The sequence below is a fragment of the Actinomycetospora chiangmaiensis DSM 45062 genome, assembly GCF_000379625.1.
Lineage (GTDB): Bacteria > Actinomycetota > Actinomycetes > Mycobacteriales > Pseudonocardiaceae > Actinomycetospora > Actinomycetospora chiangmaiensis.
In genome coordinates, this window is the sequence record NZ_KB903243.1 from 165476 (window position 1) to 187677 (window position 22202).

The following is a 22202-nucleotide window of genomic DNA, read 5'->3' on the forward strand; positions in this document are numbered from 1 at the left end:
ATACTTTGTACAGACATGATGACAATAGGACGTGGAGCGTTATGCTCGCGCCATGGCCACCCGCTCCGAGGCCGTCCCGCTGGACGTGCGGCTCGACCGGACCAGCCCCGTGCCGCTCTACCACCAGCTCGCCCAGGCGATCGAGGGCAAGATCGTCTCCGGAGAGCTGCGGCCCGGCGACCGGATCGAGAACGAGCTGGCCCTCACCGAGCGGCTCGGCCTCGCGCGGCCGACCGCGCGGCAGGCCATCCAGGAACTGGTCCGCAAGGGCATGCTCGTGCGGCGCCGGGGGCTCGGCACGCAGGTCACCCGCCCCGCGATCCACCGCGACGTCCGGCTGTCGTCGCTCCACGAGGACCTCACGACGGCGGGTCGCTCGCCGCGGACCCGGCTGCTCTCCGCCGACACCGTGCCCGCGTCGTCGCTCGGGCTCGCCGAGGTGCTGCCGCCCGACGAGACGATGCAGCGCATCCGCCGGCTCCGCTCCGCCGACGACGAGCCGCTCGCCGTCATGACGAACTACCTGCCCGAGCCGGTGCGCCTCACCGAGGACGACCTCGCCGAGCTCACCGTCACCGGCCTCTACGATCTGCTGCGCGCCCGCGGCGTGCAGATCGCCATCGCCCGCCAGACGATCGGCGCCCGCCTGGCGACCGACGAGGAGGCGTCGCTGCTCGAGCAGGAGACGCCGCTGGCCTGCGTCACGGCCGAGATGCTCGTGTACGACGACGCCGGGGCCCTGGTCGAGGTCGGGCGCCACCTCTACCGCGCCGACCGGTACACGGTGGAGACGTCGGTCGTCGTCTAGGTGGCTCCACCCCGTCAGTACTTTTCCGTGCCCTGGCACGGACGCACACAGGGGCGTGGCGCACCGGTACGCTCGCGCTCGCTCGGAGTGCGGCGTCGGAACGCTCCGGGTGTCGCCGGTGGCGGCTCCCCGTGGCGCGTCCGATCGTGCTGCGCGAGGAGCGTCATGACCACCTGGTTCGAAGGCCTGAGTCTGCCCGTCACCGACCTGGAGCGGTCCGTCCGCTTCTACGGGTCGCTCGGCTTCGTCGAGGAGATTCGCAACGGCGGGTTCGCGCTGCTGCGCTTCGACGGCGCGACGCTCGGACTGCTCGAGGCCCGTGCTGCCGTGGGCCGGCTCGGCGCCGCCGCGGCCCTCGTGCAGGTCGAGCTCGGGACGGACGATCTCGACGGCCGCTACGCCGAGCTCGTCGCCGCGGGCATCGAGGTCCGTGTACCGCCCCGCGACCGGGGCTTCGAGCGCTCGATGCAGCTCCGCGATCCCGACGGGTTCACCGTCGAGTTCGCCGAGGGCGTCCGCGGCCACAACGCGACGCGCTGATCTCCGCGTCCCCGGTCAGCGCAGGGACAGCTGCTGACGGTTCCGGCCCTCCTCGGAGGGGCGCACCGGGCCGAGCCACCTCGAAGATCTCATCCCGCCGCGCGAAGTGATCGATGAGCGACCACGTCGCGCGGCTCGACCAGTTCTTGCTCGGCGAACAGGTCACTGCAGGGACAGCTGCTGGCCGGGGACGATCAGGTTCGGGTTCGCGATGTCGTTGCGCGCTGCGAGCGATCCGGGGTTCACGCCGTTGCGCGCGGCGATGGAGGACAGGGTGTCGCCGGATCGGACCGTGTAGGTGCCGGCCCCTGATCCGGACGAACTCGCGCCCGACACCGACACCGACGCCGACCCCGACGACCCGCCACTCGGCGCGACGCCCCGCACGAACTGGATCAGGCTCGTCCCCGCCGACTGCAGGGCGTTGCCCCCGCTGCGGACCATCGCCGCCGAGGTCAGCGGCTGGGAGATGATCGCGTAGAGCACGAGCAGCCCCACCAGGATGCCGACCACCCGCCCGAGGCTCACCCCATGATGGTGCGAGCCCCACGCGGGTCGCGCGAGCAGGGAACCGATCCGCCCCTCGATGGTCGGAACGACCGGCGCCGACCGGCCCTCACTGTTGGGCTGTTCAGACTCGCTCGATGATGGTGGCGTTCGACTGGCCGCCGCCCTCGCACATCGTCTGCAGACCGCGCGTCCCGCCGGTACGGCGCAGTTCGTGCACGAGCTTCGTCGCGAGCACGGCTCCGGTCGCTCCGAGGGGGTGGCCCATCGCGATGGCACCGCCGTTGACGTTGGTGCGCTCCAGCGAGGCGCCGGTCTCCTCGGCCCACGCGAGCACCACCGGCGCGAAGGCCTCGTTGCACTCGAACAGGTCGATGTCGTCGATCGTCAGGCCCGCCTTCTTCAGGACCGACCGCGTCGCGGGGATGGGGCCGGTGAGCATGAGGACCGGGTCCTCTCCGACGACAGCCATCGTCGAGACCTTCGCGACCGGCTTGAGGCCGTGGTCGCGCATCGCCTGCTCGGAGGCGATCAGCAGGGCCGCCGAACCGACCGACACCTGCGAGGAGACCGCCGCCGTCAGGGCGTAACCCTCGCGCAACGGCGGGAGGGAGGCCATCTTCTCGAGGTCGACGTTCGGCCGGATGCCCTCGTCGCGGGACAGGGAGTTCAGCGGGGCGATCTGCCCGGTGAACCGGCCCTCGTCGGTCGCGACGGCGGCCCGCCGGTGCGACTCGACCGCGAACTCCTCCATCCGTTCCCGCGTGATGCCCCACTTGTCCGCGATGAGCTGCGCCCCGCGGAACTGGCTGATCTCCTGCTCGCCGTAGCGCTCGATCCACTTCGCGCCCTCGCGGCGGGTGCCCATGCGCTCGAGCACCGAGGCGTTCGCGTCGATCGGCACGATCGCCATGTTCTCCACGCCGGCCGCGACGACCAGGTCCTGCGTCCCGGACATGATCCCCTGCGCCGCGAAGTGCAGCGCCTGCTGCGAGGAGCCGCACGCGCGGTTGATCGTGGTGCCGGGGACGTGCTCCGGGAAGCCGGCGGAGAGCCACGCCGTCCGGCCGATCACCCCGGCCTGCGGGCCGAGCTGTGTCACGCAGCCCATGAGGACGTCCTCGACGGCCCCGGGGTCGACACCCGTCCGCTCCATGAGCGCCGTCAGCGCGTGCGCTCCCAGGTCGGCGGGGTGGACGTCGGCGAGCTTGCCCTTGCGCGTGCCGATCGGCGATCGGACGGCGTCGACGATGTAGGCCTCGGCCACGGTGCCTCCTCCGGGTGTGTGCGGATGCTGACGATCAGTGTCAGCGGTGGGCCACCGCTGACACCAGGGCTGCGGTCAGCCCTGCCGTGTCGCCGTGGCCTGGTAGTTCGCGATCAGGTCCTTCTTGAGCTGGCCGCGCGCCTTGACCTCGATGCCCTCGTCGATCGCCCACGCTCGGATGCGCTCACGCTCGTCGGCCGTCAGACCGTCCCGGCCCCGCGGCTCCTCGGCGGCGGAGTCGGGCTCGGCCGGCTCGACCGGCTCAGTGGGCTCGACCGGCTCAGCGGGCCCAGCCGGCTCAGTGCGCGCCGACTCGTCGGTCCGGGTGAGCAACGACGGGTCCCCCGCGTCGAACGCCTCGACGACCCAGCCCGGGAGGCGGCCGCGCGACGACAGGCCGGCGCCGTGCTCGTTGGCCCAGGCCCGGATCTCCTGGTTGCGTTCCCGCGACGAGGACGACGGCGCCGAGGAGGACGGCGACGGCGCGGCCGGGGCGGTCACCCCGTTCCCCGTCGCGCGGCGCCCGCCGGTGCGTCGGGCCGCGGCGACGTAGCGCTCCAGTGCCGCGCGCAGTTCACCGGCGTTCGCCGCCGAGAGGTCGATCTCGTAGACGGCACCGTCGAGCCCGAAGCCGACGGTCTCCTCCGCGGTGCCGCCGTCGAGGTCGTCGACCAACGTGACGGTGGTCCTGGTGGCCATACCTGTGCTCCTCGGGTCGGCCTGGGTGAGTGGGCGAGGACGCCGGTCCCCCCGGTCCCGCTCCCCGCGCAGGTCCTACCAGCTCACCCCGACACTCGGCGCGGGACACGACGGCGGCCTTGATCACAGACCGCCCACGGCGAGCAGGCGGTGTCGCGCCGAGGTCGACACGGGAACACGCGCCGGCAGCAGGATGCCGACGCTCCGCCACAGCCCCGCCCGCGGTCGGAGCCCGACGAGGACCGCGGCCGCGAGCTCCTCGTCGACCGCCGAGGACGAGCCGACGGCCCGGGCGAGCGCCTCCGCCGCGAAGGTCCGGGCCACGGTCAGCTGCCACAGGTACTCCTCGACGGTGCAGTCGCCGAAGGAGCAGTGCACGGTCGCGCCGAGGTCGGTCACGCGGTCGGCGGCCCCCCGCGCCCGCCGCGCCAGGTCGGGGAACGGCCCGACGTCGGGCTCGCCTGCACCGTCCATCGTCTCGCCCGCGAGCTGGGAGGGGATCCACGCCTCGTCGGGCGAGGTGCGCGACGGCGTCCCGCACGCTGCGACCGCCGATCGGGTCGGAGGCGAAGACGGGCCCGGGGACCCGCTCCCACCCGTCGTCGGGAATCCCGTCGACGACGCCCTCGATCGCGCGGTCGGCTTGCCGGAAGGTCTCCATCGGGTTCATGACGACGAGCGTGGATCAGATGGCGGTCAGGTCTTGTCCTCGACGGGCTGCGTGCCCGCCTCGAGGACCGTCTCCCTGTGCGTCCTCGCCCACGTGGTCAGCACGTGGAAGGCTCCTCGAGCGTGGTCCCGAGTGCGGTGAGGGCGTACTCACGCGGGCGTACGCGCACTGACGAGCTCGTCGGGCTCGTGGAGCGGGGCGCGCTCCGGTGTGAGGTCAGCCGGTCCGGGCCGCGACGGCCCGCTCGACGAGTCCGGCGAGCCAGTCCACCAGCAGAGCCAGGGCCGCGACCAGGGAGCCTGCGACGACGAGCACGGTGAGCCGGTTGAGCAGCAGCGCCTGCTGGATGAGTGCGCCGAGGCCGCCCGCACCGATGTAGGAGGCGAGGGTGGCGGTGCCGACGTTGAGCACGAGCGCCACCCGGACCCCCGCGACGATCACCGGGATCGCCAGCGGGATCTCGACCCGGAGCAGGCACTGCCGCGCCGACATCCCCATGCCCCGCGCGGCCTCGACGACCCCCTCGTCGACCTCCGCCAAGCCGACGATCGTGTTGCGCAGGACGGGCAGGAAGGCGGCGAGGGCGAGCCCGAGGACCGCGCTCGGCAGCCCGAAGCGCCAGAAGCCGAGCAGGATCAGCACCCCGAACGCGGGCAGGGCCTGCGCGAACCCGCCGACGAGCGCCACGACGCGCGCGAGGGCCGCGAACCGCGGTCGGCTCAGCACGAGGCCGAGCGGCAGGGCGATCACCAGGACCAGCAGCGTGGAGTACAGCGTCAGCATCAGGTGCTGGGTGAGCTGGCCGAGGACGTTCGCCGGGTCGAGCGCCCGTGCCTCGAGGGAGTCGAGCCGCCCGGCGTAGACCGTGCCGAAGGCGACCGACACACCCGCGACGACGAGCAGGGGCGTCACCCACAGGCCCGGGTTCGCCGCGCACGCGTCCAGGACCGCGCGCCACCGCAGGGGTGGGCGCCCGGCCGACTGCTCGACCGTGCCCGTGAGAGCCACGTCCGTCATCGTGGGGGTCCGGCGGGGTCGGGGCAGCGCGACGCGATCGCGCTCGACAGGTCGTCGGGAACCCGCCGTCAGGGAACCGACAGGGCACGATGGGGCGATGGACCTCGTGGAGTTCGGTGCCCTGGCCGCCGAGGAGCAGGGCCTGGTGGTGGTGGCGACCGCGCGGGCGGACGGGTCGATCCAGTCGTCGCTGGTGAACGCCGGGGTGATGGCGCACCCGGTGACGGGTCAGGACGTGCTCGCCTTCGTCACCTACGGCCGGGCGAAGCTCGGCAACCTGCGGCGGCGGCCGTGGACGGCCGTGACGGCACGCTCGGGATGGCGCTGGGGCACGGTCGAGGGGACGGCCGAGATCGCCGGCCCGGACGATCCGCTGCCGGGCGCCGAGGACATCCCGGAGCTCGTGCGGGCGGTGTTCCGCGCGGCCGGCGGCACCCACGACGACTGGGACGAGTTCGACGCCGTCATGGCCCGGGACCGGCGGGCGGCGGTGTTCGTCACCCCGACGCGGGTGTACTCGAACTGACCTCCGGCGGCCCTCCGGGTCGTTGTCGGCGGTCCATCACGGCGACCACCGCCATGTGCGGCACGGTCAGCGCCAGCACCAGGGCGAGCCCGGCCGGGACCAGGCCCTCGACGGCCCGGCCCGCGAGCCCCGGGACCGCGAGGAGCACGCCCAGGGCGGCGAGCACCGCCGTCGTCGGGAGGGCGGCCTGCCGCAGGACCCGGCCGACGGGACGGGCGAGGCGCCGCTGCCCGAGGTCGGCCGCATTCGCGGGGTCGAGGGCCACGAGCCGGGCGAGGTGCCGCAGCCCGTGCCAGGCGCCGAAGTACAGCCCGAAGGCCGCGAGCGGCGGGACGACGAGGAACAGCGCGGTGAGCAGCGCGAGCTCACCCGCGGCGGCCCGGCGGCCGCCCGCCGGAGCGCGTCGCACGGGGAGACGTCCACGCCCCCGCGATCCCCCTCGACCGCCCGCCGATCCGCGATGCGGGCACCGTCACCCGGGAGGACGCTGGGGCCCATGGCCGACGAACCCCGTACCGACGACGAGCTCGCCCGGGCGATCGACGAGAACGCCGAGGCCGAGCACGCCCTGCGCAGCACCAGCCACGGCGGGCTGAGCGACGCGGACGCGGAACGCCTGCACGCCCTGCAGGTCGAACGCGACCGGCTCTTCGACCTCAAGCGACAGCGTCAGGCCCAGCGCGACGCCGGGCAGGACCCGGCCGAGGCCCACGAGCGCGACGCGGGCACCGTCGAGGGCTACCGGCAGTAGTCCGGCGACGGTCACGATGTCCGGCTTACGGCCGCCCCGCCCCGCCGGTTCCGACACCTCGTCCTGACCGCCACCGCCCTGACCGTCCTGCTCGGCGTCAACAGCACGAGGCCGGGACCGTGTCCGTCGGACACGGATCCCGGCCTCGTGGTCGCTGCTCAGCGGCGGGACATGACCTCGGTCCGCGCGTCCTCCTGCGGGGCGGGCACCCGTCGGTCGGCGCGGCGGCCCCGGCCGATCGCGTACGCGCCGCCACCGATCAGCACCACCGCGCCGGCACCGCCCAGCACCCAGGGCAGGACGTCGGAGTTCGTCGGGTCGGCGATCGCGGCGGAGGTGGTGTCGGTGGAGTCGGTGCTGTTGGTGTCGGAGATGGTGCTGCTCTCCGTGCCCGACGTCGGGCCGTGTCCCGAGGAGTGCGTCCCGGCGGCGGTGCCGCCACCGTGGTGGGCGGGGACCGGCGCGGGTGCGCCCCCGACGACGGTGATCCGGCTGGTGACGGTGCCGGCCGAGGACGACGCGGTCACCGTGTACGTGCCCGCCTTCGCGCGGGTCGCGACCGTGGCCGACCCGGCGAACGCCTCCGGGTTCGAGCGGGTCAGCATGGCCGGCCCCGCGAAGGCCGGTGAGGTCACGGTGATCGGGCCGGTCGCGGTCGAGGCGGCCGGCTCGGCGAACGTCCCGGAGAAGGTGAGCTGCGCGCCGGCCTTCACCGAGGACGCCGAGAGGGTGAGGACCCCGGGCTCGGAGACGGCCGAGATCGTCCCGGCCGAGGTCTGCGGGACGACGGTGTCGGCCAGGGCGACGCCGGTGCCGGCGACGGTGAGCGAGCCGGCGATCAGGGTGGCGGCGGCGATCCGGGTGAGGCGCATGACGAGCTCCCGAGGGGTGAGGGAGGTGGTGCGGGGAGCGTCCGGGTGGGGCGTTCTCCGTGCTGATGAGGAGAACTCTGCCGCCGCGACCGGATCGGTCCCGTCCCCCGAGCAGCCCGAGCCCCGGTCGACACCGCTGTCCCCCGACGAGGGGACGGAGCGTCCATGCGAGGCAGCCGCCGGAGTCGGGGGTGCGCCAAGCCGGCGAAGCGTCGGAAGCCGCCCGCTCGGGCTCCGCGACGGACTAACCTCAGTCCTGTGAGCACCCCGTCGAGCTCCCGCGAGGATTCACCGCACCCGCTGTTGCCCGGCGCAACCCCTGCCACCATCCGGGCGTGGCTGGCAACCGACGAGGACCGAGCTCGCTTCCTCGAGGAGTACGCGACCGCCCTCGACCGCGCTCGTGATGAGCTCGACCTCGCCGCTGTTCACGAGACGATCGAGGAGTGGCGCCGCATCGCGGTCCTGCAGACCGACCCGGCAGGCTTCCGCCGCACGGTCCGCTACGCGGCCGAGCGGGCCACCGGCCGGCCTTCGCCCGAGGACGAACCCCTGGCCGTCACCCGCGCCAAGGCTGGCATCTGACCGCTCCCTCCCGTCCGGGCCACGTGTACACGATCTACGACGACGATGCGGTCACAGCTGCCGTCGCCACGATGCCTCGGGAGCTGCTCGACCACTACGCCGAGCTACGGGCCGCTCTCGAGGTCTCGCCCCGGACGGTCGGTCGGCCACTGCGGGCGCTGAATCCGGACGGCCTCCGGAGCGCCGATACCGCCGGCGGCCGAATTCTCCTGGTGTTCGGTGTCATCGAGCGGGACCGCAGAGTCGATCTGCTCCAGCTCACGATCTTCTAGCGGGCACCGAGCGACCGCCTCGTCGGTGCCGCACGGCACGTGCGCCTCGGGCGACGCCGCGTCAGCTACGCGAGGTAGGGCCACTTCTCCTCGGAGCCGCCGTCGGCGAGCAGCGTGGTCAGAGCACCAGCGTCGCCGCGTGCACCGTGTGCGTCGCGACGACGGCCTCCTCGAGCGTCCCGTGCTCCGGCGCGGTCGCGGTGTGCAGGTTCCGGCTGCGCCGCGGGAACGACGAGCCCGCGATCTGCACCCGGAGCCGGTGGCCGACCCGGAACACGTGCGCGGTGTCGTGCAGCGCCACGGTGACCGCGACCCGTTCGTCCGGTGACACGAGCCGACCCTGGAACACCCGCAGGCGCGCCGCACCCTCCGCGACGGGCAGCGCGTAGCCGTCCGGCTCGACGTCGACGAGGGTCACGCACACGTCCGCGTCCACGCCCGTCGTCGAGAACTCCAGCTCGAGCCGCGGCCGGCCGACCACGGTCAGGGCCTCCGTCAGCGGCTCGGTGACCAGCACGAGCACGTCGTCGCGGCCGTCGAGCCCGCGCTGGTCCTGGATGCCGTCCGGGCCGAGCGGCGGCGCGGACATCGCCCCACCCGTGGTCGGGACGGGATGACGGGGATCGGCACGGATACGCGCCGGCTCCTCGAGGAGGGACAGGCGCGTTCCCGACGACGGGGGCGGCCAGCTCGCCGCGCTCGTCCACCGGTTCTCGCCGCCGAGGTAGTAGTGCACCGGGTCGTCTGTGAGGAACCCGTGCCGGCCCTCGCCGCCGCGCAGGTGCCGGTCGAACCACGCCGCGATCAGCGGGCCCCACGCCCCGACCCCGCCCGCGGTGTCGGGCAGCACCCGCGCGCCGGTGTGGCCGGTGTAGACGCCGCCGTGCGCCCAGGGACCGGCGACGAACCGGTGCGGCTCCCCCAGCTGCTCCGCGAGCCGGAACATCGGCGGGGAGAGGAAGTCGCGGTAGGCCGCGACCTGCAGCAGCGGCACCCCGACCAGGGACGGGTCGTGGTGGACGTTGGGGTGCCGGTGCCACCACGGGTCGTCGGGGGCGTGGCCGAGACGCTCGTGCCAGGCGGGCGCGACCGTCGGGTCGTCGAGGACCTCGATCGCGGTGAGCGGCAGCGTCGACACGGTGCCGAGCGGGTCGGCCGCGGCGCGCTGGACGTCCGCGAGCCGGTCGAGCCGGCCCGTCCGGCGCAGCGTGTCGACGGTCTGACCGAGGGAATAGAGGGCCAGGAAGCCGAGCTCGAACGTGCCGCCGGGCCAGCTCGTGGCCGCCATGTCCGCGCCGCCGATCATCGCGAGCGCCGCCCGCAGGTGGGGCGGGCGCGCCGCGACGGCGTTGAGGGCCGCGATCGCGTGGTAGGACGAGCCGTAGATCCCGACGTCGCCGGTGCTCCACGGCTGCGCGGCGGCCCACTCGACGGCGTCGTACCCGTCGTCGACCTCCTGGACGGCGAAGTCGGTCTCGCCGCCCGAGGCGAACCGGCCGCGGACGTCCTGCACCACGACGGCGAAGCCCTGCCGGGCGAGCCACAGCGGGTCGGCGACGATGGCGCTCACGAGCGTGGGGTCGGTCCGGTCGTAGGGCGTGCGGTGCAGCAGGGTCGGCCACGCACCGTCGGCGTCGGGCCGGTAGACGTCGGCGACGAGCACCACGCCGTCGCGGGTGGTCATCTCGACGCCGGTGTCGATCACGAGGCTCACGGCCAGACCGTAGCCGGTCGACAGCTCGCAGCTGACGCACAGAAGTGTGCGTCGGAGTGCGATCATGCGCAGCCGGCGAGTCGGGTCCGGACCCCGTCGGAGTCCGGCTGCCCTCGTCCTGACGACGGGTCGGATTCACCGTGCGTCCCGGCCGCCGGCCCTAGGTTGGCGGTCGTGCCCCTCAGCCCTGCCGCCCGTCGTGCGCTCGTCGTCGCCAACGTCGCCGGAGCGGTCGGCTCGTCCGCCTTCGCCGCCGCCGGCGCGCTCCGACCCGACGTCGCCCTGCCCGACGAGCAGGAGCCGGTCGGTGCGAGAACGCGCTTCTGGGCGGCAGCCTCGGGGATCCGCACGTGGGCGATCTGCGCGCCCCTGGTGGCCGGCCTCGCGACCGGACGGTCGGTTCCCCAGCTGCTGATCGCGGCCGGGACGGTCCAGCTCGGCGACTCGGTCCTCGGGATCGGTCGACGCGACCCGGCGATGACGACCGCACCACTGCTCCTGGGAATCGCGCACCTGGTCAGCGCACGAGCGCTCCGGCCTCAGCCGAGGCCCGCGACGGAACCGTCGGCGTCGGGCTGACGGTCCGGTCCACCCCGGGCCTGCCTCCGGTCCGACGCCCGCGTGGCCGCCCCTCCGGGCACCAGGACGACGAAGCCCGACCCCCCGGTCGTCGCCGCGAGTTCCAGGGCCGCGGCCGGGTCGTCGAGCCCCACGGTGTGCAGCGGCACGGCCCGCAGGTCGAGGACGCCGGCCGCCGCCTGCCGCCAGACGCGGAGCAGGGTCTCGCGCCGGAACATCCACGACCCGAGCAGGCGCAGCCGGCGACGCATGATCACGCCGTACGGGATGACAAGGTCCTGCCGCACCCCGCCGACCAGCACGATCACTCCCCCGGGCCGCACCGCGTCCAGCCCGGCCAGGGTCGGCTCCGCACTCGGGGTCGGGCCGAGCGCGTCGAGCACCACGTCGACCTCGCCGATCGCCGCGGCCGTCACCTCGCGGTCCACGAGCGGCACCGGGCGCACCCGGGGGTCCAGCGCCGCCAACCGCTCCAGCTGCGCCGGGTTCCGACCGACGGCGACCACCCGCGACGCACCCCGCGCGAGGGCCAGGTGCACGCCCACCGTCCCGAGCTGTCCGGTGGCGCCCAGCACGGCGACCTCGTGACCCGCCGTCAGGCCGGCCCGGTCGAGCGCCTCCGCGGCGATCGCGAACCAGCCGAGCAGTGCCTCGTGCGGGGCCCCGGTCGCCCCGGGTAGCCGGACGACCGCGCCGGCGGGGGCGTGGACCCGCTCGGCGAAGGTCCCGTCGCGCCAGCGCTGCTGCATCGCGGCGATCGTCGGGGTCCGCTCGCCCCGGCCGCCGATCCCCGTCCAGCCCGTGAGGAAGTCCTCCGGGGCCACCACGTCGTCGGAGGTGAGCAGGCCGATGTGCGCCACCACCTCCCCGACCGCGATCCCGAAGACGTCCTCCCCCACCGCCAGCACCCGGCCGAGCCCGCCGACGCCGAGGACCAGGGGGGTCGGCACCCCGCCCCGCGGCCCGGCCTGCGCGACGACGTCGGTGTAGGCGGGGACGTGGACGGCGAGCATCTCGAGCACCACCCCGCCCGTGCGGGGACGGGGGTCGTCGAGCTCGGCCACGCGGAGGGGGGCACCGGGTCCGTCGAGCATCCATGCACGCATGGGACGTACTCTTCGTCGCGTCCAGCCTGGTATCCAGCCGCTGCTCATCCTGGTACCGGAGGTACCCGTGACCGCTGTCCCCGACGGTCGGGCTCCGCTGCGCCCCGCCTCCCTCGATCTCGGCGCCTTCCTGCGCCACCGTCGGGAACGCCGCACCCCCGACGACGTCGGGCTCCCCGCGGGCGGACGGCGCCGCACACCGGGGCTGCGGCGCGAGGAGGTCGCGCTGGTCTCGGGCGTGAGCACCAGCTGGTACACGTTCCTCGAGCAGGGCCGCCCGGTGCGGCCCTCCGCCCAGGTCCTCGGGGCGATCTCCGGCACGCTCGGCCTGACCGACGACGAGCGCGACCACATGTTCCGGCTCGCAGGCATCGCCCCGGACGGCCCGTCCGCCGGACCGGGCGTCGACGCGGCCCTGGCCGACCTCGTCGACGCGCTCGACCCCCGGCCGGCCTACGTCACGGCGGCGAGCTTCGACGTGCTCGCCGCCAACGCGGCCGCCCGGACGGTGTTCCGGGGCATCGCCCCGAACGTCGCACTGTGGGTGTTCACCGCCCCGGCGGCCGACGAGGTGCTCGTCGACCGCGAGGAGGTCGCGCTGGGGATCCTCGCCCGCCTGCGCGCCGCGAGCGCCCGCCATCCCGACGACGGACGGATCGCCGAGGTCGTCACGCAGCTGCGGGAGACCTCGTCCGAGGCGGCGCGCTGGTGGTCACGCCAGGACGTGCGCGACGACCGGTCGGGCCGCAAGCGCCTCCGCCGGCCCGACGGCACCGTGGTCACCCTGACCCACACCGCCCTGCACCCCGCGGAGCGCCCGGACCTGACCCTGGTGGTCTACGGCCCCTCCGAGGGCCCCTCGGACGGCCTCTCAGACGCCGACTAGCAGCATCGCGGCCATCGCCAGCCCCATGCCGGCCTGGCCGACGAGCTGCACGCGGCCGTGCGCGAGGAGCCGGACCGGGCGGGCCGCGACGGCGACGCCGCCGTCGAGGGGCGCAGCCGGCTCCTCGTGGCACGGCGCGGGCTCCGGCCGGGCGCGGCGGGTGACCACCACCGCCGTCGCGACCGCGTGGCCGACCAGGTAGAGCGCGAGCAGCGCCGCCACCACCTGCAGCGGCGTGATCCCCGGCGCCGGCGCCGGGTGGACCATGCCGGTCATCGCCGGCATCTCGTGCGCGTGGTCGTGCGCGTGCGCACCGCCCGGCAGCATCGCCACGTACATCGCGACCATCGCCGCGTTCACCAGCAGCAGGTGCACCGGGTGCCCGGTGCAGCGGTCGCGCCCGATGATCGACCCGAGCGGCTCGTCGAGCAGGCGCGAGGTCAGCAGCACGCCGAGCCAGCCAGCGGCGGCCACGCCGAACACGACCACGCCGATCGCCGGCGGGACGAGCCCCGCCGTCGTCGGGGCCGCCATCACGATCATCGCCACGCCCATCGCGACGTGGTTCGCCTCGGCCAGCGCGAGCCGGCCGCTGCGCCGCACGCCGTGGGCGCCGAGCGAGAGCCCGCACAGCGCCGTCGTCAGGACGAAGAGCGTCGCGATCGCGATGCCCGTCCAACCTTCCACCACGGCGGGTCCTCCCTGCGGGTCGTGTCCCCATGACCGTACGAGGCGTTCAGGTGCTCTCAGCTTCCCGGCGGGCAGGCCGCGCTGTGAAGCCCCGTGCGCTGGTGGACACTGATACGACAGTCTGTCGTACGAGGAGGTCGCCGGTGGTGGCGCGTCGGTTCCTGACGACGGGGGTGGGATTCGTCCTCGCCGTCGTCGCGGTGGTGCTCACCGTCCGCGGCGTCGGGGAGGCGCCGTTCCGGGCCCTCGGGGTCTCGACGCCGGACGAGGGGCTGCGGATCGCGACCCCGCTGGTGCGGATGGTCGTCGCCCTCGCCGCCGGGTTCACCCTCGGTGGGCTCGTCGCGGCCGTCGGGGTGCTGCCCGGCCGCGGTCCCGGCGACAAGGGCGACGGTCGGCTCTCGCCCCACGCGTTCGTCGCGGTCCGCCGGGTGGGGCTCGTCGCCGCGCTGTGGGCCGTGGCGGCCTCGGGCCTCGTCGTGCTCGCCGTGATCGTCGGTACCGGGGGCAGCGCACGGGTCCTGTCGCTGCCCGGCGCCTTCCTCGCGTCCCTGGGTGCCCTCGAGGAGCCGGCCGGGTTCCTGGTCAGCGCCGTCGCCGCCGCCGTCGTCGCGGTGATGTGCCGGGTCACCTTCTCCTGGCGCACCGCGGTCGGCGCGCTCGCGCCCGCGGCGCTCGCCGTCGTGGCCCCGGTGGCCACCGGGGTGGTCGCGAGCGTCGGCGGGGGCCACGACATCGCCACCGACGCGGCCGTCCTCGCCGCCCTCGCCCTCGCGGCGTGGCTCGGGGTCACCGCCACCGCGGGCGCGCACGTGGCCGCCGGCCGCCCGCACGTCGACGTCGTGCGCCGCCGGGCCCGCCGCGTCGGCCACGTGTGCGGGCCGGTCGCCCTCGCGGGGCTCGCGATCGTCGCGGTCTACCTCGTGCGCGACGGCTGGGCCACCCTCTACGGCGCCCTCGCGCTCACCCAGCTCGCGCTGGTGCTCGTCGCGTTCCTGCTGCACCTGCGCGGGCTGCTCCTCCCGACGGCAGGTGCAGTGGCGGCCGCCACGGCCGTCAACGGCCTGCTCGCGGCGGGCCTGCCGCCCGGTCTGCTGCGCCCGGCGAGCGCGCAGGAGACGCTGCTCGGGTTCGAGCTGCCGGGCCCGCCCACGGTGCTTACCCTGCTCGCGCCGGGCCGTTTCAGCGTGCTGCTCGACGTCCTGGCGCTGGCCCTGGCCGGGCTCTACCTCGCCGGCGTGCTGCGGCTCCGGCGCCGCGGCGACGCGTGGCCGCCCGGGCGCACGGCCGCGTGGCTGGGCGGCTGCGTCCTGCTCGTGTGGACGACGTCGAGCGGCTTCGGCGAGTACGCCATGGCGATGTTCAGCGTGCACATGGGGACGCACATGCTGCTCTCGATGCTCGTGCCGATCCTGCTGGTGCTGGGCGGGCCGGTCACGCTGGCGCTGCGGGCCCTGCCCTCGGGCGAGGACCCGAGCGGCCCGCGGGACTGGCTGCTCTCGCTGATCGGCTCGCCGGTGTCACGGTTCCTGACCCACCCGGTCGTTTCGCTGGTGGTGTTCGTCGGCTCGTTCTACGCGCTGTACTTCTCGCCGATCTACGCCGCCGCGCTGCCGTACCACTGGGCGCACCAGCTGATGTACCTGCACTTCATGGCCACCGGCTACCTGTTCTTCTGGCCGATCATCGGGGTCGACCACTCGCCGCGGCCGCTCCCGCACGTCGCGCGGCTGGCCCTCCTGCTGGCCTCGATGCCGTTCCACGCCTTCTTCGGGGTGGCGCTGCTCGGCGCCGACACCGTGATCGGGCAGCGGTTCTACGCCGACCTGTCGCTGCCGTGGGTCACCGACCTGCTCCGCGACCAGTCCCTCGGCGGCGGCATCGCGTGGGCGGCCGGCGAGGTACCGCTCGTCGTCGTGATCGTCGCGCTGCTGGTGCAGTGGTCGCGCCACGACAAGGTCGAGGGCGAGCGGCACGACCGGCGCGCCGACCGGGACGGCGGTGCCGAGCTCTCCGCCTACAACGCGATGCTCGCCGATCTCGCCCGCAGCCGCCGCTGACCGCAGCGGCCCGACCGCGCGTCGGAGACCCCGACGGGAGGCCTTCGGCGCCCGGAGCACCCGGTCGTTGTCGCGCGTATGAGCGAGCGCGCGGGGGTCGAGGAGCGGCGGCGGCGGTCACGGGCGCCGATGATCGTCGGGATCGTGGTGGTGGCGGTGCTGGCCGTGGTGATCGGCGGGGTGGTGCTGACGCAGCACACCGCGGCGACCGGCGCGGCGGACCCGTCCACCCCGGCCGGCTCGATCCCGATCTCCCGCGCGGGCACGCCGTTCGCCACCACGGTGGACAGCGGTGTGGTGGTCGCCGGGCGCTCGGCGAGCCACACGCTCGACGTGTGGGAGGACGCGCTCTGCCCGGCGTGCCAGTCGTTCGAGGCCCGGGGCGGCGCGCGCATCGCCAAGGTGGTCGCCGAGGGGAAGCTGCGGGTCCGCTACCACCTGGTGAACCTGCTCGAGCAGCGCTCGGAGCCCGAGGGCTACTCCACGCTCGGCGGCAACGCGATGCTCTGCGGCGCCGAGAACGGGATCTTCCCCGACCTGCACGTCAGCCTCTACACCGCCCAGCCCGACGAGGGCGGCACGGCGTACACCGCCGACCAGCTCGTCGACCTCGGCACACGGCTCGGGGCGGGCCCGGGCTACGCCGACTGCGTCCGCAGCGGGAAGTACGCCCCGGTGATCGCCGCGAACTTCGCGGCGGCCGCGAAGGACCCGGCCCTGCGCCACCAGCAGACCGGCAGCTTCGGCACCCCCACCCTCGTGCTCGACGGGAAGATGCTGGAGGCCGGGGACGCGCGCCTCGACGTGATCGCGCCGCCGCTTTAAGGTGCTCCGCTCGTGAGCACTAATCGGGGCTATAGCCCCAGTTAGTGCTCACGAGCGAAGCGCTTCAGCCGCAGGCTGTTCCCGACCACGAAGACGCTCGACAGCCCCATCGCCGCGCCGGCGATCATCGGGTTGAGCAGCCCGAACACCGCGAGCGGGAGTGCGGCGACGTTGTAGGCGAACGCCCAGAAGAGGTTGCCGCGGATCGTCGCCAGGGTGCGGCGCGCGAGCCGGAGGGCGTCGGTGACGGCACGGAGGTCGTCCCCGACCAGCGTGAGGTCCCCGGCGTCGACGGCGAGCGCCGAGCCGGTGCCCATCGCGAGGCCGAGGTCGGCGCGGGCGAGGGCGGCGGCGTCGTTGACCCCGTCGCCGACCATCGCGACGGTCCGCCCCTCCGCGCGGAGCCGGTCGACGACGTCGGCCTTCTCCGTCGGCAGCACCCCGGCGACGACGTCCTCGGGCGCGATGCCGACCTCGCGGGCGACGGCGTGCGCGGCGGCCGGGTTGTCGCCGGTGAGCAGCATCGGCCGCAGCGCCAGGGCCCGCATCCGCGTGATCGCCTCGGCGGAGGTCTCGCGGACGGTGTCGCCGACGACGAGGACGGCGCGCGGGATCGGCTCCGCGTCCGGGGCGTCGGCCCAGGCGAGGACGACCGCGGTCGCGCCCGTGGCCTCGGCGTCGGTGAACGCGGCCTCGAGGTCGGCGGGGAGGTCCCCGACGAGGCGGCGGCGACCGATCACGGCGGGAGTGCCGTCCACCGTGCCGCGCACCCCGAGGCCGTCGAGCACCTCGACGTCGTTCGACGGTGTGGCGTTCCTGCCACTGGACGACAGCGACGACGCGCTGCCACAGGAGTCGGCCGCCGCCGCCTCGACCAGCGCGCGGGCCACGGGGTGGTCGACCTCCGCCTCGAGCGCCGCGACCCGGCGCCAGACGTCGGCGGCGGCGACACCCGCCGTCAGGAAGGCGGAGCGGAGCGACATGCGGCCGGTGGTGACGGTGCCGGTCTTGTCGAGGACGACGGTGTCGATCCGCCGCGTGGTCTCGAGGACCTGCGGGCCGCGCAGCAGGATGCCGAGCCGGCGGCCGCGACCGGAGGCGACGGCGAGGGCGGTCGGGGTGGCGAGGCCGAGCGCGCACGGGCAGGCAACGACGAGGACGGCCATGGCGGCGGCGACCGCGAAGGACGGGTCGGCGTCGGCGAACCACCAGAAGCCGAGGGTGTAGAGCGCCAGGACCATGACGACGGGCACGAAGCGGCCGGCGATCGAGTCAGCCAGGCGCTGCACCGAGGCCTTGCCGAGCTGCGCGTCCTGCACGCGACGGGTGAGGCGCGCCCACTGGGTGTCCTCGCCGACGCCCGTGGCGCGCACGGCGACCCGACCGGTGACGACGACCGTGCCCGCGAGCACCCGCGTGCCCGGCCCGGCGTCGACCGGCACCGACTCGCCGGTCATCGCGGCGACGTCGAGGGTGGCGGTCCCGTGCGCGACGACCCCGTCGACCGGCACCGTCTCCCCGGGCAGCACGGCGACGTGGTCACCGGTCGCGACGGTGCCGACCGGCACCCGCAGCGCCCGCTCCCCCACCAGCAGTCGGGCGTCGGGGGTGGCGTGCTCGTCGACGCCGGCCCCACCCTCGGCCAGGGCCTGGCGGCGGCCCCGTAGCTCGATCCACCGGCCGAGGAGCACGGCGGTGACGATCGCGACCGCCGTCTCCAGGTAGATCGTGCGCGTGCCACCGAAGGGGTCGGGGCCGGGGACGATCGAGATGCGGTGCCGCACGCCGCCGAGCCCGGCGTCGCCGAGGAACAGCGTGTACACCGACCAGCCGAACGCCGCGAGCACGCCGACCGACACGAGCGTGTCCATCGTCAACGACCCGTGCCGCAGGTGCTTCGCCGCCGCCCGGTGGAACCGCCAGCCGCCCCAGAACACGACCGGCGCGGCCAGCACGAGCGAGAACCACTGCCAGTACCGGAACTGCCAGGCGTAGTTCATCGCGACCGCGACGACCGGGACCGACAACGCCAGGCACACGAGCGCGCGCTGCTTGAGGTCGGCGACCTCGGGGTCGTGGTCGACCGGGTCGGAGCCGGTTTCCCCGGTTGACCGAAGGGCACCGTCGGTCGGGTCTATCGAGCGGAGGGTCCCTTCGGTCGGGTCGGCGCCGACAGGGGCCGACTGGCGAGGGGCGCCCACCGTCGGCTCTGTCGAGCGAAGGTGCCCTTCGGTCGACGGAGCGGGGGCGGTCGACGGGGTGGGGGCCGTCGACTGGGCGGTCGACGGGGCGGGGGCGGCGCCCACCACCGACGCGCCGAACCCCAGCTTCTCGACCGTGCGGACGAGCACGTCCACGTCGCCCGGATGCGTCACCCGCGCCCGGCCGGTGGCCAGGTTGACCTGCGCCTCGACACCGGGGAGCTTGCCCAGCCGGCGCTCGATCCGCGCCACGCATGCACCACACGTCATGCCGGTGACGGCGAGCTCGGTGACGACGGGGCTGTCGGTGACGGTCACGCGGGGAAATTAGGCAGACCCGTCGTCGGGAAGGCCGGAGCCTGAGCCCCCGCCCGGCGACGGGCGATCACCGGAGGACGGCCGACGACGAGCGGTCGGCGCGCTCCTCCGGACGGAGCAGCAGCTCTCAGGCGAGTCCGACCATGGCGCCGAAGTACGCCGGGAAGCTCGCGACGACGGCCACCACGATCAGCAGGTACCAGGCCGCGAGGCCCCACCCGTGGCGGCGGACGAGCGTCGGGCCGCTCGGGTCGCCGCCGAGGTTGCCCTCGCGCAGGTTGTGCATCGTCGTGAACCAGAAGATCGCGAGCACCGCGACCCAGGCCACCATGCAGTACGGGCACAGCGCGTGGATGACGAGCAGCGACTGCGCGATCAGCCAGTGCACGAACGCGACGCCGGCGAGGGCGCCGACCTGCAGCGCCTGCCAGTACCAGCGCGGCAGCTCCACCTTCGACAGTACGAGCGCGCCCGAGACGATCACGAGCGGGAACGTCAGCAGCCCGAACACCGGGTTCGGGAACCCCGCGAGGGACGCCTGCCAGGTCTTCATGATCGTCCCGCACGAGAGCACGGGGTCGATCGAGCAGCTCGGGATGTAGTCGGGGTTCGCGAGCAGGTCGAGCTTCTCGATCAGCAGCACGAGCGACACGACCGCGCCCACGATCCCGCCGACCAGCAGCACCCAGCCGGTTCCCCGGACCGGGCCCGCGCCGTCGTCATCGTCGCCGTCGTCGACCTCGACGTCGTCCACCGGCGCGGGCGGGGTGGTGCTCGCGAGAGGTGCGGTCGGGTCCGCGGGCCCCGCTGTCGGCGCGGGGTCCGCCGTCGCGGTGCTCCCGCGGTGCCTGCCGTGCTCGGCCATGCTCGTCTCCTCCACCTCACACGATGCCGCCGACTCCTCCGGTCGTCCGGCGGGCCGTGGGAGTTCCCATCCTCATCCTGACGTGTCCGGCGTCGGTGAACGCGGCCGCCTCCCGCAGGATGACCCGTGTGATCGGGATCCGGCGCGCCGTCCTCGCCGACGCCGCGGCCGTCCGCGACGTCCGGCTGCGGGCGCTCGCGGAGTCCCCGGGCGCCTTCGCCTCCACCCTCGCCCGCGAGGCGGCCCTTCCCGACGCCGGGTGGCGCGAGCGGGTCACGACGGGCGCCTGGTTCCTCGCCGGGACGGCCGAGGGGATCGTGGGGGTGGCGGTCGGGATCGACGACCCGGACGAGCCGGACGCCCGCCACCTCGTCGGGATGTGGGTGGAGCCGGCGCACCGCGGGGACGGGACGGCCTGGCGGCTGGTCGACGCCGTCGTCGGGTGGGCCCGGGAGGACGGCGCACGCGCGCTCGCCCTGTGGGTCGTCGACGGGAACGACCGTGCCCGCCGCTTCTACGACCGGCTCGGGTTCCGGCCCACCGGGGAGCGGGGACCGCTGCCGAGCGACCCGACCGTCCGGGAGTCGCGGCTGCGCCGGTCCCTCACGCCGCCGCCGTGATCACGTCGAGTGGTCCGCCAGTGCTGTCGTCGGGGTGCACCGGCAGCACTGACGCACCACTCGACGTGATCATGGGTACGACCGTGCGGGACACGGGGCTCAGGCGAGGGCGGGGTCGCGACGGGCCAGCGCGACGTCCGCCGCCCGGCCCACCACGACGCGTTGGACCGACGGTCGGTGCGCGGGCTCGGCCACCAGCACGAGGACGTGCTCGTGCGGCGCCCCCAGCAGCGCCGAGAACCGGCCCTCCTCGTCGGTCACCGCCCGGGCGAGCTGGGCCCCCGTGTCGTCGATGACGGTGGTGACGGCTCCGGCGACCGGCTGTCCTCCCGCATCCCGCACGATCCCCCGCACGGCCGGACCGCTCCCGCCGTCAGGAGGAGGAGCCGGCACGGGTCGGCGCGTGACCGTCGCCAGGACGAGGCCCAGCACCACCGCGACCGCCCCGGCGGCGACGAGCAGCCACCACCCCGCGCGGACGGACCCGAACTCCGACGGCAGCCCCGTCGTGTGCACCCCGATGACCGACACGAGCAGCGCGACGCCGAGCACCGACCCGACCTGCCGCGCCGTGTTGATCAGCGACGACCCCGAGCCCCACTGCGCCGCGGGCAGCGCCGAGCCCACGACCGACGACAGGGTCGGCAGGATCAGCCCGACGCCGAGCCCGGTCAGCAGCTGGCCGGGCAGCATCCCGGCGGCGTAGTCGGGCGTGAGACCGAGGTGCCACAACCACCACAGCGGGCCGCAGGCGAACGACAGCGCCCCGAGCGCCGCCGTCGCCCCGATCCCGATCCGCGCCGACAGGTGCCCGGCCAGCCGCGAGACCACCACGACGACGGCGGGCCCCGGGCTCAGCGCGATCCCCGCGAGCGGCGCCGACCAGCCCCACGTCCCGGTCAGGTAGAGCACGTTGACCACGAGCATCCCGGCGAAGGCGGTGGTGAACGCGATCATCGTCAGCGCCCCGAGCCCGACGGCGGGGACGCGGACCATGGCGAGGTCGAGCGCGGGCACCGGGTGCCGCCGCGAGCGGACCACGACCGCCACGAGGCCCAGCACGGCGACGACGAACCCCACGACGACGGGCGTCGAGGACCACCCGCCGTCGGGGGCCCGCACGAGCGCGTAGGCCAGGGCGCCGACCCCGACGATGAGCGCGAGCGCCCCGAGCAGGTCCGGGGTGCCGGTGCGGGCGACGTCGGACTCGCGCAGCACCCGCAGGCCGGCGACCAGGGCGACGAGTCCCACCGGCACGTTGACCAGGAACACCCAGTGCCACGAGGCCTGGACCAGGAGGCCGCCGAGGGGCGGCCCGAGCGCGGCGGCCACCGCTCCGATCGAGGCCCAGGCGCCCACCGCGTGGCTCCGCCGCTCGGGCGGATAGGCCGCGAGCAGCAACGACAGCGAGGTCGGCATGACGAAGGCCGCGCCCACGGCCTGCACCGCCCGCGCCGCGACGATGAGCCACACGGTCGGGGCGACGGCACAGGCGGCGGAGGCGACGGTGAACACCGCGAGGCCGACGAGGAAGACCCGCTTGTGCCCGTAGCGGTCGGCCAGCCGACCGGCGAGGGCGAGGAACGCCGCGAAGACGACGGTGTACCCGTTGAGGATCCACGACATCTGGCCGAGGTCGGTGCCGGGGAAGTCGGCCCGGATGTCGGGGAAGGCGATGTTGACGATGAACAGGTCGAGGCTGGACAGGAACGCCGCGGCCGACGCGACGATCAGGACCAGGCCGGGTCTCGGGGGCATCGCGGACCTCTCGTCGCGGTGGCGGACCGATCGGTCCGGACGGACGTGCGACATGGTCGGCTCCCG

General features: G+C 74.7%; 24 protein-coding genes. 11 read left to right on the forward strand and 13 right to left on the reverse strand.

What is annotated here, in order from left to right:
* Nucleotides 1–52 precede the first annotated feature (52 nt).
* Together A3CO_RS0120235 and A3CO_RS36125 are read left to right on the forward strand one after the other, a co-directional pair.
* The gene (locus A3CO_RS0120235; protein ID WP_018334070.1) at nt 53–808 is read left to right on the forward strand and encodes a GntR family transcriptional regulator; all 756 of its coding nucleotides are present in this window, start codon (nt 53–55) and stop codon (nt 806–808) included.
* A 165-nt stretch (nt 809–973) separates the two neighbouring features.
* Nucleotides 974–1348 carry a VOC family protein gene (locus tag A3CO_RS36125; RefSeq protein ID WP_018334071.1) on the forward strand — a complete coding sequence of 125 codons (375 nt, stop codon included), beginning with the start codon at nt 974–976 and terminating at the stop codon, nt 1346–1348.
* A 162-nt stretch (nt 1349–1510) separates the two neighbouring features.
* On the opposite strand, the gene A3CO_RS0120245 is transcribed toward A3CO_RS36125, so the two are convergent.
* The 5 genes from A3CO_RS0120245 to A3CO_RS0120265 all read right to left on the reverse strand — a co-directional run bounded on the left by A3CO_RS0120245 (nt 1511) and on the right by A3CO_RS0120265 (nt 5508).
* On the reverse strand, nt 1511–1876 hold the full coding sequence (locus A3CO_RS0120245) for a LysM peptidoglycan-binding domain-containing protein (RefSeq protein ID WP_018334072.1): 366 nt from the start codon (nt 1874–1876) through the stop codon (nt 1511–1513).
* 103 nt (nt 1877–1979) lie between these two features.
* Nucleotides 1980–3122 carry an acetyl-CoA C-acetyltransferase gene (locus A3CO_RS0120250; RefSeq protein WP_018334073.1) on the reverse strand — a complete coding sequence of 381 codons (1143 nt, stop codon included), beginning with the start codon at nt 3120–3122 and terminating at the stop codon, nt 1980–1982.
* Nucleotides 3123–3197: 75 nt separating this feature from the next.
* Nucleotides 3198–3821 carry an Lsr2 dimerization domain-containing protein gene (locus A3CO_RS40245; protein WP_018334074.1) on the reverse strand — a complete coding sequence of 208 codons (624 nt, stop codon included), beginning with the start codon at nt 3819–3821 and terminating at the stop codon, nt 3198–3200.
* A 123-nt stretch (nt 3822–3944) separates the two neighbouring features.
* Nucleotides 3945–4295 (reverse strand): hypothetical protein, encoded by a 351-nt coding sequence (locus tag A3CO_RS36130; RefSeq protein ID WP_018334075.1) that lies wholly within the window; start codon nt 4293–4295, stop codon nt 3945–3947.
* A 412-nt stretch (nt 4296–4707) separates the two neighbouring features.
* Nucleotides 4708–5508: an ABC transporter permease gene (locus A3CO_RS0120265; protein ID WP_018334076.1), complete on the reverse strand. Its 801-nt coding sequence runs from the start codon at nt 5506–5508 to the stop codon at nt 4708–4710.
* Nucleotides 5509–5605: 97 nt separating this feature from the next.
* Here A3CO_RS0120265 and A3CO_RS0120270 point away from each other — a divergent pair, with 97 nt between their 5' ends.
* Entirely contained in the window at nt 5606–6034 is a 429-nt protein-coding gene (locus A3CO_RS0120270; protein ID WP_018334077.1) for a TIGR03618 family F420-dependent PPOX class oxidoreductase, read from the forward strand.
* Here A3CO_RS0120270 and A3CO_RS0120275 read toward each other — a convergent pair.
* Nucleotides 6006–6443 (reverse strand): Brp/Blh family beta-carotene 15,15'-dioxygenase, encoded by a 438-nt coding sequence (locus tag A3CO_RS0120275; RefSeq protein ID WP_018334078.1) that lies wholly within the window; start codon nt 6441–6443, stop codon nt 6006–6008. The two genes, A3CO_RS0120270 and A3CO_RS0120275, sit on opposite strands and share 29 nt — an antisense overlap.
* A gap of 87 nt (nt 6444–6530) precedes the next feature.
* Here A3CO_RS0120275 and A3CO_RS0120280 point away from each other — a divergent pair, with 87 nt between their 5' ends.
* On the forward strand, nt 6531–6785 hold the full coding sequence (locus tag A3CO_RS0120280; protein WP_018334079.1) for a DUF2630 family protein: 255 nt from the start codon (nt 6531–6533) through the stop codon (nt 6783–6785).
* 158 nt (nt 6786–6943) lie between these two features.
* On the opposite strand, the gene A3CO_RS0120285 is transcribed toward A3CO_RS0120280, so the two are convergent.
* Nucleotides 6944–7657, reverse strand: coding sequence for a hypothetical protein (locus A3CO_RS0120285; RefSeq protein WP_026204807.1), 714 nt, complete (start codon nt 7655–7657; stop codon nt 6944–6946).
* 258 nt (nt 7658–7915) lie between these two features.
* Here A3CO_RS0120285 and A3CO_RS0120290 point away from each other — a divergent pair, with 258 nt between their 5' ends.
* Both A3CO_RS0120290 and A3CO_RS0120295 read left to right on the forward strand, forming a co-directional pair.
* A complete protein-coding gene (locus A3CO_RS0120290; protein WP_018334080.1) occupies nt 7916–8242 on the forward strand; it encodes a DUF6247 family protein in 327 nt (108 codons plus the stop codon).
* A 23-nt stretch (nt 8243–8265) separates the two neighbouring features.
* Nucleotides 8266–8514 carry a hypothetical protein gene (locus A3CO_RS0120295; RefSeq protein ID WP_018334081.1) on the forward strand — a complete coding sequence of 83 codons (249 nt, stop codon included), beginning with the start codon at nt 8266–8268 and terminating at the stop codon, nt 8512–8514.
* A gap of 118 nt (nt 8515–8632) precedes the next feature.
* On the opposite strand, the gene A3CO_RS0120300 is transcribed toward A3CO_RS0120295, so the two are convergent.
* Nucleotides 8633–10228 (reverse strand): CocE/NonD family hydrolase, encoded by a 1596-nt coding sequence (locus A3CO_RS0120300; RefSeq protein ID WP_157647728.1) that lies wholly within the window; start codon nt 10226–10228, stop codon nt 8633–8635.
* 174 nt (nt 10229–10402) lie between these two features.
* Here A3CO_RS0120300 and A3CO_RS33410 point away from each other — a divergent pair, with 174 nt between their 5' ends.
* Nucleotides 10403–10807, forward strand: coding sequence for a hypothetical protein (locus A3CO_RS33410; RefSeq protein ID WP_018334083.1), 405 nt, complete (start codon nt 10403–10405; stop codon nt 10805–10807).
* Here A3CO_RS33410 and A3CO_RS33415 read toward each other — a convergent pair.
* Entirely contained in the window at nt 10768–11913 is a 1146-nt protein-coding gene (locus tag A3CO_RS33415) for a zinc-binding dehydrogenase (protein ID WP_084682088.1), read from the reverse strand. The genes A3CO_RS33410 and A3CO_RS33415 overlap by 40 nt on opposite strands.
* A gap of 67 nt (nt 11914–11980) precedes the next feature.
* On the opposite strand from A3CO_RS33415, the gene A3CO_RS33420 reads away from it, so the two are divergent.
* Nucleotides 11981–12799 (forward strand): helix-turn-helix transcriptional regulator, encoded by an 819-nt coding sequence (locus tag A3CO_RS33420; protein ID WP_018334085.1) that lies wholly within the window; start codon nt 11981–11983, stop codon nt 12797–12799.
* Here the strand turns inward: A3CO_RS33420 and A3CO_RS0120320 are convergent.
* On the reverse strand, nt 12785–13489 hold the full coding sequence (locus A3CO_RS0120320) for a DUF5134 domain-containing protein (RefSeq protein ID WP_018334086.1): 705 nt from the start codon (nt 13487–13489) through the stop codon (nt 12785–12787). The two genes, A3CO_RS33420 and A3CO_RS0120320, sit on opposite strands and share 15 nt — an antisense overlap.
* Before the next feature lie 143 nt (nt 13490–13632).
* Between A3CO_RS0120320 and A3CO_RS0120325 the strand changes: the two genes are divergently transcribed.
* Both A3CO_RS0120325 and A3CO_RS33425 read left to right on the forward strand, forming a co-directional pair.
* The gene (locus A3CO_RS0120325; RefSeq protein WP_018334087.1) at nt 13633–15549 is read left to right on the forward strand and encodes a cytochrome c oxidase assembly protein; all 1917 of its coding nucleotides are present in this window, start codon (nt 13633–13635) and stop codon (nt 15547–15549) included.
* A gap of 78 nt (nt 15550–15627) precedes the next feature.
* Entirely contained in the window at nt 15628–16374 is a 747-nt protein-coding gene (locus tag A3CO_RS33425; protein WP_018334088.1) for a DsbA family protein, read from the forward strand.
* A gap of 41 nt (nt 16375–16415) precedes the next feature.
* On the opposite strand, the gene A3CO_RS0120335 is transcribed toward A3CO_RS33425, so the two are convergent.
* Nucleotides 16416–18893 carry a heavy metal translocating P-type ATPase gene (locus A3CO_RS0120335; RefSeq protein ID WP_018334089.1) on the reverse strand — a complete coding sequence of 826 codons (2478 nt, stop codon included), beginning with the start codon at nt 18891–18893 and terminating at the stop codon, nt 16416–16418.
* Between the two features lie 127 nt (nt 18894–19020).
* On the reverse strand, nt 19021–19758 hold the full coding sequence (locus A3CO_RS33430; RefSeq protein WP_084682116.1) for a vitamin K epoxide reductase family protein: 738 nt from the start codon (nt 19756–19758) through the stop codon (nt 19021–19023).
* Between the two features lie 128 nt (nt 19759–19886).
* Here A3CO_RS33430 and A3CO_RS0120345 point away from each other — a divergent pair, with 128 nt between their 5' ends.
* The gene (locus tag A3CO_RS0120345) at nt 19887–20378 is read left to right on the forward strand and encodes a GNAT family N-acetyltransferase (RefSeq protein WP_018334091.1); all 492 of its coding nucleotides are present in this window, start codon (nt 19887–19889) and stop codon (nt 20376–20378) included.
* A gap of 99 nt (nt 20379–20477) precedes the next feature.
* On the opposite strand, the gene A3CO_RS33435 is transcribed toward A3CO_RS0120345, so the two are convergent.
* Entirely contained in the window at nt 20478–22136 is a 1659-nt protein-coding gene (locus tag A3CO_RS33435) for a DHA2 family efflux MFS transporter permease subunit (RefSeq protein ID WP_084682117.1), read from the reverse strand.
* Between the last annotated feature and the right edge of the window lie 66 nt (nt 22137–22202).

Bases quoted from the DNA above. Each gene is read 5' to 3' on its own strand.
- A3CO_RS0120235 (WP_018334070.1), top strand. From the start codon at position 53: ATGGCCACCCGCTCCGAGGCCGTCCCGCTGGACGTGCGGCTCGACCGG.
- A3CO_RS36125 (WP_018334071.1), top strand. From the start codon at position 974: ATGACCACCTGGTTCGAAGGCCTGAGTCTGCCCGTCACCGACCTGGAG.
- A3CO_RS40245 (WP_018334074.1), bottom strand. From the start codon at position 3,821: ATGGCCACCAGGACCACCGTCACGTTGGTCGACGACCTCGACGGCGGC.
- A3CO_RS36130 (WP_018334075.1), bottom strand. From the start codon at position 4,295: ATGGACGGTGCAGGCGAGCCCGACGTCGGGCCGTTCCCCGACCTGGCG.
- A3CO_RS0120265 (WP_018334076.1), bottom strand. From the start codon at position 5,508: ATGACGGACGTGGCTCTCACGGGCACGGTCGAGCAGTCGGCCGGGCGC.
- A3CO_RS0120270 (WP_018334077.1), top strand. From the start codon at position 5,606: ATGGACCTCGTGGAGTTCGGTGCCCTGGCCGCCGAGGAGCAGGGCCTG.
- A3CO_RS0120280 (WP_018334079.1), top strand. From the start codon at position 6,531: ATGGCCGACGAACCCCGTACCGACGACGAGCTCGCCCGGGCGATCGAC.
- A3CO_RS0120285 (WP_026204807.1), bottom strand. From the start codon at position 7,657: ATGCGCCTCACCCGGATCGCCGCCGCCACCCTGATCGCCGGCTCGCTC.
- A3CO_RS33415 (WP_084682088.1), bottom strand. From the start codon at position 11,913: ATGCGTGCATGGATGCTCGACGGACCCGGTGCCCCCCTCCGCGTGGCC.
- A3CO_RS33425 (WP_018334088.1), top strand. From the start codon at position 15,628: ATGAGCGAGCGCGCGGGGGTCGAGGAGCGGCGGCGGCGGTCACGGGCG.
- A3CO_RS33430 (WP_084682116.1), bottom strand. From the start codon at position 19,758: ATGGCCGAGCACGGCAGGCACCGCGGGAGCACCGCGACGGCGGACCCC.
- A3CO_RS33435 (WP_084682117.1), bottom strand. From the start codon at position 22,136: ATGCCCCCGAGACCCGGCCTGGTCCTGATCGTCGCGTCGGCCGCGGCG.